Below are 13,342 nucleotides of genomic sequence, written 5' to 3'. Positions count from 1 at the left end.
GATTCCGGGGTGATCCTCCGGTGCCGCCCGCGGACGCGGACGTGACTGATACTGGGTGGGTTATGGAATTCGTCATCCTTGCTGTAGTCATCGCCGCCCTGGTCGTGGCCGGCCTGGTCAGCGGGCTCGTGGTCAGCGGCCGTAAGAAGAAGCAGCTGCCCCCGGCACCGTCGAGCACGCCGACCCTCATTCCTCCCGCCGAACCCCATGTCGGCGAGGAAGCCGAGACACCGCGCGAGGAACCGCGCCGCACCATCGAGGAGGCCGGTCCCCCCGACGCCCAGGCTCCCGTCGCGGAAGCCCCGGCAGTCGCCGAGCCGGAGGCACCCGCTGCCCCCGCGCTCGAGATCCCCGAGCCCACCGCGGGCCGTCTCGTACGGCTGCGTGCCCGGCTCGCCCGTTCACAGAGCACCCTTGGCAAGGGGCTCCTCACGCTCCTGTCCCGCGACAATCTGGACGAGGACACCTGGGAGGAGATCGAGGACACCCTGCTGACCGCCGATGTCGGCGTCGCACCCACTCAGGAGCTGGTGGAGCGGCTGCGCGAGCGCGTCCGCGTCCTCGGCACCCGTACCCCCGAGGGGCTGCGCACGCTGCTGCGCGAGGAGCTCCTCGCCCTGCTCGGCACCGACTTCGACCGTGCGGTCAAGACGGAGAGCGGTGTCGACACCCCCGGCGTCGTGATGGTCGTCGGTGTCAACGGCACCGGCAAGACCACCACCACGGGCAAGCTGGCCCGGGTCCTCGTCGCCGACGGCCGCAGTGTCGTGCTCGGCGCCGCCGACACGTTCCGTGCCGCCGCCGCCGACCAGCTGCAGACCTGGGGCGAGCGCGTCGGTGCCCGCACCGTCCGCGGACCCGAGGGCGGTGACCCGGCGTCGATCGCCTTCGACGCGGTGAAGGAAGGCATTGCCGAGGGTGCCGACGTCGTGCTCATCGACACCGCCGGCCGGCTGCACACCAAGACCGGGCTCATGGACGAGCTCGGCAAGGTCAAGCGTGTCGTCGAGAAGCACGGCCCGCTCGACGAGATCCTGCTCGTCCTCGACGCCACGACCGGGCAGAACGGCCTGGTTCAGGCCCGGGTGTTCGCCGAGGTCGTCGACATCACCGGCATCGTCCTCACCAAGTTGGACGGCACCGCCAAGGGCGGCATCGTCATCGCCGTCCAGCGCGAGCTGGGCGTACCGGTGAAGCTGGTGGGGCTGGGCGAGGGTCCGGACGATCTGGCTCCGTTCGAGCCGGAGGCGTTCGTCGACGCGCTGATCGGCGACTGACGCCGCCGCCGGGTCCGCCCGGTCGCCGTTTCGTCCTCAGTTGCCGGACGGGCTCGCTTTCGAGCCCGTCCGGCAACTGGGTTTCACGCCCCTGGAGCGATGGCAGATGTACGCCAGCGTGCCCAGTAGCAGCCGCGCCTGCGGCGGCCTTCCCGACGTGTCCAGCACCGGCGGACGCAGCCAGCGGACCGGGCCGAGGCCGCCCTCGTCGGACGGCGGAGCGGTGATGTGGCAGCCGGGACCCAGCGCCCGCAGATCCAGATCCGCGTCGTCCCAGCCCATCCGGTACAGCAGCTGCGGAAGTTCGGTGGCGGCGCCCGGCGCGACGAAGAACTGGGCCCGTCCGGACGGTGTCACCGCCACCGGGCCGAGCGGCAGCCCCATCCGCTCCAGCCGCACCAGCGCCCGGCGCCCGGCCGGTTCGGCGACATCGAGGACGTCGAACGTGCGCCCCACCGGCAGCAGCATCGAAGCGCCCGGCACCTCCGCCCACGTGCTCGCCGCCATGTCCAGCGTGGCGCCGGCCGGCACCTCGTCGGCGAAGTCCAGCGGATGCGCGCCGGGGGAGGCGCAGCTGTTGTCGCCGCACGAGCAGCGGCCGGCCGCGGCCCGGGCTCCCGGCGCGACGGCCCAGCCCCACAGCCCTGTGTATTCGGCCACCGCGGTGCACTCGGCCGTACGGCCTCGCCGCCGTGAGCCGGATCGCATCTCACGGATGCCGCCGATCGTGAAGCCCATGCCCCCTCCAACGGGTCCGGCTCGCCGGTGGTTACGACGCGGAGTGAGGTCGTTACATTCCGTCGCCCCGTCGACCGAGCGGCGCACGCACGAACCCCAGGTGGTGCGACACGGTCCGCGCGCCCCTGTGTGCGTCACTGCGTCTGCTACTGATCGCCGTCTGTCAAGTGAATCGCGCCCGACGGTGAACGCGTTCATTCGATGGGGTGGCGAATGGTGGCGTTTCTGTAATCACGGTCGCCGAGCGGGTGATCGTAGGATTACCGTCGGTACACGAACCATGGAAGTATGTGCGCCGATGGGTATGCCGGAGGCAAATCGATTTCCTGTTCGATGGTGCGAAACCGCCGTACGGACGGCTTCGGCCCACGGCATTCTGATAGTGGTTCGCGCGACACGTATTCAGCGGGATGGGGGCGTTCCAGTGAGTGGCAGCGGCGCAGGCGATTCGAATGCCGGTAAGCGCCCCAACGGGCAATTGGGATCATGGTTCGTGCGCAGCGGCTGGTCGAAGGGCGAGCTGGCACGGCAGGTGAACCGCAGGGCGCGCCAGATGGGCGCCCACCACATCAGCACGGACACCTCCCGGGTCCGGCGCTGGCTCGACGGTGAACAGCCGCGTGAGCCGATTCCGCGCATCCTCTCCGAGCTGTTCTCGGAGCGCTTCGGCACCGTCGTCGCCGTCGAGGACCTCGGGCTGCGCTCCGCCCATCAGTCACCGTCGGTGGCCGGTGTCGACCTGCCCTGGGCGGGCCCGCAGACCGTCGCGCTGCTCAGCGAGTTCTCCCGCAGCGACCTGATGCTCGCCCGCCGCGGCTTCCTCGGCACCTCGCTCGCCCTCGCCGCGGGCCCGGCTCTCATCGAGCCCATGCAGCGGTGGCTGGTGCCGGTCGCCGCCGCGGCCCCGGCGGATCCGGAGCCGTCCGCGGCGGATCGGCGCCCCTCCCGCCTCTCGAGCCCCGAACTCGACCTGCTGGAGTCCACCACTGTGATGTTCCGCCAGTGGGACGCCCAGTGCGGCGGGGGCCTGCGACGCAAGGCCGTCGTGGGCCAGCTCCACGAGGTCACCGACCTGTTGCAGGAACCACAGCCCGCGGCCACCGCCAAGCGGCTCTTCCGGTGCGCGGCCGAACTGGCCGAACTGGCGGGCTGGATGAGCTATGACGTCGGTCTCCAGCCCACCGCCCAGAAGTACTTCGTCCTCGCGCTGCACGCCGCCAAGGAGGCCGGCGACAAACCGCTGGGCAGTTACGTCCTGTCCAGCATGAGTCGCCAGATGATCCACCTGGGACGGCCCGACGACGCCCTCGAACTCATCCATCTGGCCCAGTACGGCAGCCGGGACTGCGCCACCCCGCGCACCCAGGCCATGCTGTATGCGATGGAGGCCCGCGCCTACGCCAACATGGGCCAGCCCAGCAAGTGCAAGCGAGCCGTCCGGATGGCCGAGGACACCTTCCTCGACGCCGGGATCGACGGCGAGCCCGAGCCCGACTGGATCCGCTTCTTCTCCGAGGCCGAACTCAACGGCGAGAATTCCCACTCGTACCGTGACCTGGCCTATGTCGCCGGCCGCAGCCCCACGTACGCCTCGCTCGCCGAGCCGATCATGGAGAAGGCCGTCGAGCTCTTCGGCGAGGACGACGAGCACCAGCGGTCGTACGCACTGAACCTGGTCGGCCTCGCCACGGTGCACCTCCTCAAGCGCGAACCCGAACAGTCCACCCTGCTGGCCGAAAAGGCCCTGCGGGTCGCCAAGAAGGTCCGCTCCGAGCGCGTCAACACCCGGCTGCGCAAGACCGTCGACACCGCTGCCAGGGACTTCGGAGACATCCCCGAGGTCGCCAGGCTCACCGATCTGCTCACCGAGCAGCTGCCCGAGACCGCTGAGGCGATCTGACCGGGCACCCAGCACTCCGGCCACGACGAGCACCCCGCACAGACCGATTTCGGCTCCCCCTTGCCAGGTCAGTGGGTGATCGGCGTGGCCGGTTCGCGTTCCCGTTCCCGTACTCCAGAGTCGTAACCGCACCGTATGCGGCCCCGGCCGCAGGGTAGGCCCGGCCCCGGATACGCCACTCACGATTCATGGGGACGTAACACGACACACCTCTTCGTCACTGCGGCGAAACATCGTGCGGCATCGGCGGAAACCGCGCTGGGCGAACCTCATGGCGCATAACCGGCCCGCACCTTTTCCACAGTGGTCCCGCAAGTGGTCCCGCAGGTTTTGCCCGCACGCGGCCGCACCGACGACGAGGAGACGCCGATGCCCCCAGGCATCACGACGCTAGCCGCAGACGCCCCGACGCTGTCTGCCGCCAACACCGGGTTCATGCTCATCTGCTCGGCCCTGGTGATGATCATGACTCCGGGTCTGGCCTTCTTCTACGGAGGCATGGTCCGCGTCAAGAGCACCCTCAACATGCTGATGATGAGCTTCATCAGCCTCGGGATCGTCACGATCCTGTGGGTGCTGTACGGATTCAGTCTCGCCTTCGGCACCGACATCGGCTCGTTCATCGGCTGGAGCTCGGACTTCGCAGGCCTCAGCGGGATCGGTATCACCCAGCTCTGGGACGGCTACACGATCCCGGTCTATGTCTTCGCCGTCTTCCAGCTGATGTTCGCGATCATCACTCCGGCCCTGATCAGCGGTGCCCTCGCCGACCGGGTCAAGTTCACCTCCTGGGCGCTGTTCGTCACCCTGTGGGTGACCGTCGTCTACTTCCCGGTCGCGCACTGGGTCTGGGGCGCCGGCGGCTGGCTCTTCGAGCTCGGCGTCATCGACTTCGCCGGTGGTACGGCCGTCCACATCAACGCCGGCGCGGCAGCCCTCGGCGTGATCCTCGTCATCGGCAAGCGGGTCGGCTTCAAGAGGGACCCGATGCGGCCGCACAGCCTGCCGCTCGTCATGCTCGGCGCCGGTCTCCTGTGGTTCGGCTGGTTCGGCTTCAACGCCGGCTCGTGGCTCGGCAACGACGACGGCGTCGGCGCGGTGATGTTCGTCAACACGCAGGTCGCCACCGCCGCCGCGATGCTCGCGTGGCTCGGATACGAGAAGCTCCGCCACGGCTCCTTCACCACCCTCGGCGCCGCCTCCGGCGCGGTCGCGGGCCTCGTCGCCATCACCCCGTCCGGCGGCGCGATCAGCCCGCTCGGTGCCATCGCCGTCGGTGCCATCGCCGGTGTGCTCTGCGCCATGGCGGTCGGCCTCAAGTACAAGTTCGGCTACGACGACTCCCTCGATGTCGTCGGCGTCCACCTCGTCGGCGGTGTCGCGGGCTCCCTGCTCATCGGTTTCTTCGCCACCGGCGGCGTCCAGTCCGACGCCAAGGGCCTCTTCTACGGCGGCGGTCTCGACCAGCTCGGCAAGCAGGCCGTCGGTGTCTTCGCGGTCCTCGCGTACTCTCTGGTCGTCTCCGCGGTCCTCGCCTTCCTCCTCGACAAGACGATCGGCATGCGGGTCGACGAGGACGACGAGATCTCCGGCATCGACCAGGTCGAACACGCCGAGACCGCGTACGACTTCAGCGGCGCCGGCGGCGGTGCGGCCCCGCGCACCACGGGCTCCGCACCGGACTCGACGGCAGCAGCGCAGACCAAGAAGGTGGACGCATGAAGCTCATCACGGCGGTCGTGAAGCCGCACCGGCTCGACGAGATCAAGGAGGCCCTGCAGGCCTTCGGCGTTCAGGGCCTCACGGTCACGGAGGCCAGCGGATACGGTCGCCAGCGCGGCCACACCGAGGTCTACCGGGGCGCCGAGTACACCGTCGACCTCGTCCCCAAGATCCGTATCGAGGTACTGGTCGAGGACGAGGACGCCGAACAGCTCGTTGATGTCGTGGTGAAGGCCGCCCGAACCGGCAAGATCGGAGACGGCAAGGTCTGGAGCGTCCCCGTCGAGACAGCCGTACGGGTCCGCACGGGTGAACGCGGCCCGGACGCACTCTGACCGACGGTCTCGCAAACTGAAAGGCAGCTGGGTGACGAGCACTGAAGTGACCACCGATTCCGAAGACTCGGGACCCAGCGGCTACGCGGCGGCCCGACTGCGCCTCCTCCAGGAGAAGGCGCAGTCCGGGCCGCCGCGCCGTGCGGCCCTCGCCTCCCTCACCGACGACTGGCTGACCGCCCTGTTCGCCACCGCCGTAGAGGCGACCGGCGTCCGCGGCGCAGCCCTGGTCGCCGTCGGCGGCTACGGCCGCGGCGAACTCTCCCCGCGCAGCGACCTCGACCTCCTGCTGCTGCACGACGGCAATGCCGACGCCGGCGCCATCGCCTCCCTCGCCGACCGCATCTGGTACCCCGTCTGGGACCTCGGCCTCGCGCTCGACCACTCCGTACGCACCCCCGCCGAGGCCAGGAAGACGGCGGGCGAGGACCTCAAGGTGCAGCTCGGACTGCTCGACGCCCGGCCCGTCGCCGGAGACCTCGGCCTGGTCGCCGCGATGCGCACCACGATCCTCGCCGACTGGCGCAACCTCGCCCCCAAACGCCTCCCGGCCCTCGACGAACTCTGCCGCGAACGGGCCGAACGCCAGGGCGAGCTCCAGTTCCTCCTCGAACCCGACCTCAAGGAGGCCCGCGGCGGACTGCGCGACGCCACCGCCCTGCGCGCCGTCGCCGCCTCCTGGGTCGCCGACGCGCCCCGCGAAGGCCTCGCCGAGGCCCGGCGCGTACTCCTCGACGCCCGCGACGCCCTGCACCTGACCACCGGCCGTGCCACCGACCGTCTCGCCCTCCAGGAACAGGACCAGGTCGCCACCGCGCTCGGCCTCCTCGACGCCGACGCACTGCTGCGCCAGGTGTACGAGGCCGCGCGCACCGTCTCGTACGCCACCGACGTCACCTGGCGCGAGGTCAACCGCGTGCTCCGCGCCCGGTCCGTGCGCCCCCGGCTGCGCGCCATGCTGGGCGGTGGCAAGGCGGCCGCCCCGGAGCGCACCCCGCTCGCCGACGGCGTCGTCGAGGCCGACGGCGAAGTCGTCCTCGCCCGCACCGCCCGCCCCGAACGCGACCCGGTGCTCGTGCTGCGCGCGGCCGCCGCGGCCGCCCAGTCCGAACTGCCGATCTCCCGGCATGTCGTACGCCACCTCGCCACCGCCGCGCGCCCACTGCCCGTGCCCTGGCCCGCCGAGGCCCGTGAGGAACTCGTCACCCTGCTCGGCGCGGGCGAGGCCACCGTGCCCGTCTGGGAAGCCCTCGAAGCGGAAGGGCTGATCACCCGGCTGCTGCCCGACTGGGAACGCGTCCACTGCCGGCCCCAGCGCAACCCCGTGCACACCTGGACCGTCGACCGCCACCTCGTCGAGGCAGCCGTCCGGGCCTCCTCCCTCACCCGCCGCGTCGGCCGCCCCGACCTCCTCCTCGTCGCCGCCCTGCTGCACGACATCGGCAAGGGCTGGCCCGGCGACCACTCCGTCGCCGGAGAAGTCATCGCCCGCGACGTCGCCGCCCGGATCGGCTTCGACCAGCACGACGTGGGCGTCATCGCCACGCTCGTACGTCACCATCTGCTGCTCGTCGAGACCGCCACCCGCCGCGACCTCGACGACCCGGCGACCGTCCGGTCCGTCGCCACCGCCGTCGGGACCACGTCCACGCTGGAACTCCTGCACGCCCTCACCGAGGCCGACGCGCTGGCCACCGGGCCCGCCGCCTGGTCCACCTGGCGCGCCTCCCTCGTGACCGACCTGGTCAAGCGCGTCGGCGCCGTCCTCGCGGGTGAGGCCCCGGACGAACCCGAACCGGCCGAACCCAGCGCCGAGCAGGAACGCCTCGCCATCGAGGCACTGCGCACCGGCGAACCCGTCCTCGCCCTGCACGCTCAGGCCGAACCCGCGAACGGGGACGGCGAGCCGGAACCCGTCGGTGTCGAACTCCTCATCGCCGTCCCTGACCGCCCAGGCGTCCTGCCCGCCGCCGCCGGAGTACTCGCCCTGCACCGCCTCACCGTCCGCGCCGCCGACCTGCGGGCCGTCGAGCTCCCCACCGAGCTCGGCGAGTGTGTCGACGTCCTGCTGCTCAGCTGGCGGGTGGCGGCCGAATACGGCTCCCTGCCACAGGCCACCCGGCTCCGCGCCGATCTCGTACGCGCCCTGGACGGCTCCCTCGACATCCAGGCCCGCCTCGCCGAACGCGAGGCCGCCTATCCGCGGCGCCGCGGGGTGAAGGCCCCGCCGCCCCGGGTGACGGTCGCACCGGCCGGTTCCCGGCTGGCGACGGTGATCGAGGTGAGGGCCCAGGACGCTCCGGGGCTGCTGCACCGGATCGGCCGGGCGCTGGAGCAGAGCGCGGTACGGGTGCGCAGCGCGCATGTGTCGACGCTGGGGGCGAACGCGGTGGACGCGTTCTATGTCACAGGGGCGGACGGCGAGCCGTTGGCCGATGTACGGGCCGCCGAGCTGGCCGGAGAGGTGCAGCGGGCCCTGAGCTGAGCTTCCGCGATCACGTGAAGAGGCCCTCGTCCGTCACGAGTATGCGGGCGAGGGCTTTGCGTTTCCCGGCGTCCGGATACCCTGGGGGACGACTGACCTGCACCCGACCCCGACCCTGAGGACCGACGAGCGCCGTGTTCGATACTCTCTCCGACCGCCTTGCCGCGACTTTCAAGAACCTCCGGGGCAAGGGCCGCTTGTCCGAGGCGGACATCGACGCCACGGCACGCGAGATCCGTATCGCCCTGCTCGAGGCCGATGTCGCGCTTCCCGTGGTCCGCGCCTTCATCGCCAATGTCAAGGAGCGGGCGCGCGGCGTCGAGGTCTCCCAGGCGCTGAACCCTGCCCAGCAGGTCGTCAAGATCGTCAACGAGGAGCTCGTCGGCATCCTCGGCGGCGAGACCCGGCGGGTGCGGTTCGCCAAGAACCCGCCCACCGTGATCATGCTGGCCGGTCTGCAGGGTGCCGGTAAGACCACCCTGGCCGGAAAGCTCGGTGTCTGGCTCAAGGGGCAGGGTCACTCGCCGCTGCTCGTCGCCTGTGACCTCCAGCGCCCCAACGCCGTCAACCAGCTGAGCGTCGTCGCCGACCGCGCCGGTGTCGCGGTGTACGCCCCGCAGCCGGGCAACGGCGTCGGTGACCCGGTCCAGGTCGCCAAGGACTCCATCGAGCACGCCCGCTCCAAGCAGTTCGACGTGGTGATCGTCGACACCGCGGGCCGCCTCGGTATCGACCAGGAGCTGATGCAGCAGGCCGCGGACATCCGCGACGCCGTCAGCCCCGACGAGATCCTCTTCGTCGTCGACGCGATGATCGGCCAGGACGCGGTCAACACCGCCGAGGCCTTCCGCGACGGTGTCGGCTTCGACGGCGTGGTGCTCTCCAAGCTCGACGGTGACGCCCGCGGTGGTGCCGCCCTGTCGATCGCCCATGTCACGGGCAAGCAGATCATGTTCGCGTCGAACGGTGAGAAGCTCGAGGACTTCGACGCCTTCCACCCCGACCGCATGGCGTCGCGCATCCTCGACATGGGTGACCTGCTCACCCTGATCGAGCAGGCGGAGAAGACCTTCACCCAGGAAGAGGCCGCCAAAATGGCCTCCAAGCTGGCGTCCAGCAAGGGCAAGGACTTCACGCTCGACGACTTCCTGGCGCAGATGGAGCAGGTCAGGAAGATGGGCTCCATCTCCAAGCTGCTCGGGATGCTGCCCGGCATGGGGCAGATCAAGGACCAGATCAACAGCATCGACGAGCGGGACGTGGATCGTACCGCCGCGATCATCAAGTCGATGACGCCGCACGAGCGGCAGGAACCGACGATCATCAACGGCTCGCGCCGGGCCCGTATCGCCAAGGGCTCGGGTGTCGAGGTGTCCGCCGTGAAGAACCTGGTGGAGCGGTTCTTCGAGGCGCGCAAGATGATGTCGAAGATGGCGCAGGGCGGCGGCATGCCGGGCATGCCGGGGATGCCCGGCATGGGTGGCGGTCCCGGTCGCCAGAAGAAGCAGATCAAGCAGGCCAAGGGCAAGCGCAAGAGCGGCAACCCGATGAAGCGCAAGGCCGAGGAGCAGGCTGCGGCGGCCCGCCGCGAGCAGGCTGCGGCGCAGGGCGGCGCGTTCGGTCTGCCGGCCCAGGAGGACAAGAACTTCGAGCTGCCGGACGAGTTCAAGAAGTTCATGGGCTGACGTTCTCGGCCCATGCGCGAGAGGGGCGCCCGCCTTCCCGGCGGGCGCCCCTTTCGTGTGCGCCCCGCCTGCTCGGGCCGTGTGCCGCCCCGGCCGCAGCGTCGTCCCGTCGGCCGGCCCCGAACAGGGTTCTGGATATTGCCCGGGCTTCACGCGTCCGCGCGCCGATGTCCCCCCATGGGCCCACCGGACGGGCCCCCGGAGGCTCTGGTGCTTAATGTCGCCTCAAGGTCGTCGGCAGAGGAGCGCGCGTGACCAGTCCTGTACCGCCACGCGATCGGACCGACCAGCCGTGGCGCTCCGAGGGCGCCCCACCGCCCCCTCCGCCGCGTCGGAAGATGCCTGGCGGCTGGGGCGGACTGCTGCTGACCGCGCTGGCCGTCTATCTGATCACCAACCTGGTGCTCTCCTTCTTCAACGGCAGGAACGAGCCGACCATCGCCTACACGGAGTTCACCAAGCAGGTCACGGCGGGCAACGTCTCCAAGATCTACTCCAAGGGCGACGCCATCCAGGGGCAGCTGAGGAAGGAGGCGAAGGTCCCCGGCAGCGACAAGACGTACACCAAGTTCGTCACCCAGCGGCCCGCCTTCACCGACGACACCCTCTGGGCCGAGCTGATCAAGGACGATGTCACCGTCACCGCGGAACCGGTCGTCCAGCAGCGCAGCTTCCTCGCCAATCTGCTGATCTCCCTGGCCCCGATCCTGCTGCTCGTCCTGCTCTGGGTCTTCATCGCCCGCAGGATGTCCGGCGGGCTCGGCGGCGTCGGCGCACTGGGGCGCAAGGCCCCGCCCAGACCGGTCGAACTGGAGGGCGCCAAGCGCACCACTTTCGAGGACGTGGCCGGGATCGACGAGGTCGAGGGCGAACTCAACGATGTCGTCGACTTCCTGAAGAACCCGCAGGAGTACCGGAAGATGGGCGCCCGGATGCCCGGGGGAGTGCTGCTCGCGGGCCCGCCCGGCACCGGCAAGACGCTGCTCGCACGGGCCGTCGCGGGCGAGGCCGGGGTGCCGTTCTTCTCCGCCTCCGCCTCCGAGTTCATCGAGATGATCGTCGGCGTCGGCGCGAGCCGGGTACGGGAACTCTTCGCCGAGGCCCGCAAGGTTGCCCCCGCCATCGTCTTCATCGACGAGATCGACACCATCGGCCGGGCCCGCGGCGGCGGCTCCGGCATGGGCGGCCACGACGAGCGCGAACAGACGCTGAACCAGATCCTCACCGAGATGGACGGCTTCTCCGGATCGGAAGGCGTCGTCGTCCTCGCCGCGACCAACCGGGCCGATGTCCTCGACCCGGCGCTCACCAGGCCCGGCCGCTTCGACCGGATCGTCCAGGTGAGTCCACCGGACCGGGGCGGCCGGGAGGCGATCTTGAAGATCCACACCCGGCAGATCCCGCTCTCCGAGGATGTGAGCCTCGGCCAGGTGGCCCGCACGACCCCCGGCATGACCGGTGCGGACCTCGCCAACCTCGCCAACGAGGCCGCCCTGCTCGCCGTCAAGCGCAAGAAGTCCGAGGTCAACCAGGCCGACCTGTCGGACGCCCTGGAGAAGGTCCAGCTCGGAGCCGAACGACCGCTGGTCATGCCGGAGGAGGAGCGCCGCAGGACCGCGTACCACGAGAGCGGCCACGCCCTCCTCGGGATGCTCCAGCCCGGCGCCGATCCGGTCCGCAAGGTCACCATCGTGCCGCGCGGCCGGGCTCTCGGCGTCACCCTCTCGACGCCGGAGGCCGACAAGTACGCGTACACCGAGGACTATCTGCGCGGCCGCATCATCGGCGCCCTCGGTGGCATGGCCGCGGAACAGCTGGTCTACGGAGTGGTCACCACGGGCTCGGAGAGCGACCTGGAACAGGTCACCAGCCTGGCGCGTGGAATGGTCGGGCGCTGGGGGATGAGCGAAAGGGTCGGCAGGCTGACGGCGATCCCGGGCGACGCCCAGCAGGCGTACGGACTCTCGGCGGCGCCCGCCACGCTGGACGTGGTGGACCACGAGATGCGGCGCATCGTCGACGAGTGCTACATCGAGGCGCAGCAGCTGCTGCGCGAGCACCGGGAGAAGCTGGATGCGCTGGCGTCCGCGCTGCTGCAGAACGAGACGCTGGACGAGGAGGCGGCCTACCGGGCGGCGGGCGTCGCGCGCCTGGCCAAGCACTGAGAGCCGCCCGGCCGGGCACGGAACGCCCTTCTGCGGAACACCCTTCCGGTGTGTGGAGCGCCCTTCTAAGGAGTGGTGCAGACGAGATAGCGGAAGACATTCGGCATCCAGACCGTGCCGTCCCGGCGCCGGTGCGGATGCAGTGCCTCCGCGACCTCCTTCTCCACCTGGGACCGGTCCGTCGCCCGTACCGCCGCGTCGAACAGCCGGGTCGACAGCAGCCCGCGCACCGCGCTGTCCATGTCCGCGTACCCGAACGGGCATGCCACCCGCCCCGAGCCGTTCGGATTGAGCCCGACCCGGAACGCGACCTCCTCCAGATCGTCCCGGCGCGCCGGGCGCCAGCCTCCCGCGCGGGGCGCACGCACCTCGTCACCGAGCCGCGTCGCCACCCGCAGCACCGCCGCAGTGGCACATCGCTCGGGCGGACCCCATCCGGTCAGTACCACCGAGCTGCCCCGCGCGACCAGCGGAACAGCGGTCTCCAGCTCCGGCTTCAGCCCTTCGGAGTCGCCCGCCGAGCAACCGATCGGGGTGAACACGGTGAGCAGGTTGTACGGGGGGCCTTCGGGCCGGGCGGCGACGGACGGATCACCGTCGAGGAGCACCGGCAGGCCGTCCCCGGCCCGCTCGGGTCCGGGATCGGGCAGCAGCCGTTCGCGGGCCAGAGCAAGACGTTCACGGTCGGTGTCGACGCCGGTGACGTGCGCCGCACGGGCGGCGGCCATCAGCAGCGCGAGCCCGGAGCCGCAGCCGAGGGAGAGCATCCGCGTACCGGCTCCGATTTCGAGCCGCTCGTACACCGCTTCGTACAGCGGTGCGAGCATGCGCTCCTGGATCTCGGCCCAGTCGCGGGCACGGGTTCCGGGGTCCACCGGGGCGGATGCATCCGCCTGCCTGTGGTGCCGGACGAGCGTTGGTGTCATGAAAGCGCCCCAATCCGCCGAGAAATCGGTTGTACCCGAGTGGACGGCCCCCGTGTGTCTGCGCGCCCGCACTCCCCCGTAAGTCAGAGAACTCCGCATCCGCGGCTTC

General features: G+C 70.6%; 9 protein-coding genes. 7 read left to right on the top strand and 2 right to left on the bottom strand.

The features are described from left to right. Positions 1-62 precede the first annotated feature (62 nt). Positions 63-1,277, top strand: coding sequence for a signal recognition particle-docking protein FtsY (gene ftsY, locus OHA03_RS05700; RefSeq protein ID WP_267001385.1), 1,215 nt, complete (start codon positions 63-65; stop codon positions 1,275-1,277). A 36-nt stretch (positions 1,278-1,313) separates the two neighbouring features. Here ftsY and OHA03_RS05695 read toward each other — a convergent pair whose 3' ends face one another. After that, positions 1,314-2,015 carry a bifunctional DNA primase/polymerase gene (locus OHA03_RS05695; protein ID WP_267001383.1) on the bottom strand — a complete coding sequence of 234 codons (702 nt, stop codon included), beginning with the start codon at positions 2,013-2,015 and terminating at the stop codon, positions 1,314-1,316. Positions 2,016-2,439: 424 nt separating this feature from the next. Between OHA03_RS05695 and OHA03_RS05690 the strand changes: the two genes are divergently transcribed. The 6 genes from OHA03_RS05690 to ftsH all read left to right on the top strand — a co-directional run bounded on the left by OHA03_RS05690 (position 2,440) and on the right by ftsH (position 12,307). Continuing rightward, on the top strand, positions 2,440-3,915 hold the full coding sequence (locus OHA03_RS05690) for a hypothetical protein (protein ID WP_093778632.1): 1,476 nt from the start codon (positions 2,440-2,442) through the stop codon (positions 3,913-3,915). Positions 3,916-4,284: 369 nt separating this feature from the next. Beyond that, on the top strand, positions 4,285-5,637 hold the full coding sequence (locus tag OHA03_RS05685) for an ammonium transporter (RefSeq protein WP_267001380.1): 1,353 nt from the start codon (positions 4,285-4,287) through the stop codon (positions 5,635-5,637). After that, complete coding sequence (locus OHA03_RS05680; RefSeq protein ID WP_150487428.1) at positions 5,634-5,972, top strand: P-II family nitrogen regulator; 339 nt, start codon at positions 5,634-5,636, stop codon at positions 5,970-5,972. The genes OHA03_RS05685 and OHA03_RS05680 overlap by 4 nt, the downstream gene beginning before the upstream one ends. Positions 5,973-6,003: 31 nt before the next feature. Beyond that, entirely contained in the window at positions 6,004-8,457 is a 2,454-nt protein-coding gene (locus tag OHA03_RS05675) for a [protein-PII] uridylyltransferase (protein WP_267001376.1), read from the top strand. Positions 8,458-8,591: 134 nt separating this feature from the next. Next, a complete protein-coding gene (gene ffh, locus OHA03_RS05670) occupies positions 8,592-10,142 on the top strand; it encodes a signal recognition particle protein (protein ID WP_267001374.1) in 1,551 nt (516 codons plus the stop codon). Between the two features lie 251 nt (positions 10,143-10,393). Then, positions 10,394-12,307 (top strand): ATP-dependent zinc metalloprotease FtsH, encoded by a 1,914-nt coding sequence (ftsH, locus tag OHA03_RS05665; protein WP_267001372.1) that lies wholly within the window; start codon positions 10,394-10,396, stop codon positions 12,305-12,307. Between the two features lie 65 nt (positions 12,308-12,372). Here ftsH and OHA03_RS05660 read toward each other — a convergent pair whose 3' ends face one another. After that, entirely contained in the window at positions 12,373-13,233 is an 861-nt protein-coding gene (locus tag OHA03_RS05660; RefSeq protein WP_267001370.1) for a class I SAM-dependent methyltransferase, read from the bottom strand. Positions 13,234-13,342: the final 109 nt, after the last annotated feature.

Source organism: Streptomyces sp. NBC_00154, from assembly GCF_026342835.1.
GTDB lineage: Bacteria > Actinomycetota > Actinomycetes > Streptomycetales > Streptomycetaceae > Streptomyces.
The sequence above is the reverse complement of the archived record's forward strand: the minus strand, read 5'-3'. Positions and strand labels throughout refer to the sequence as shown.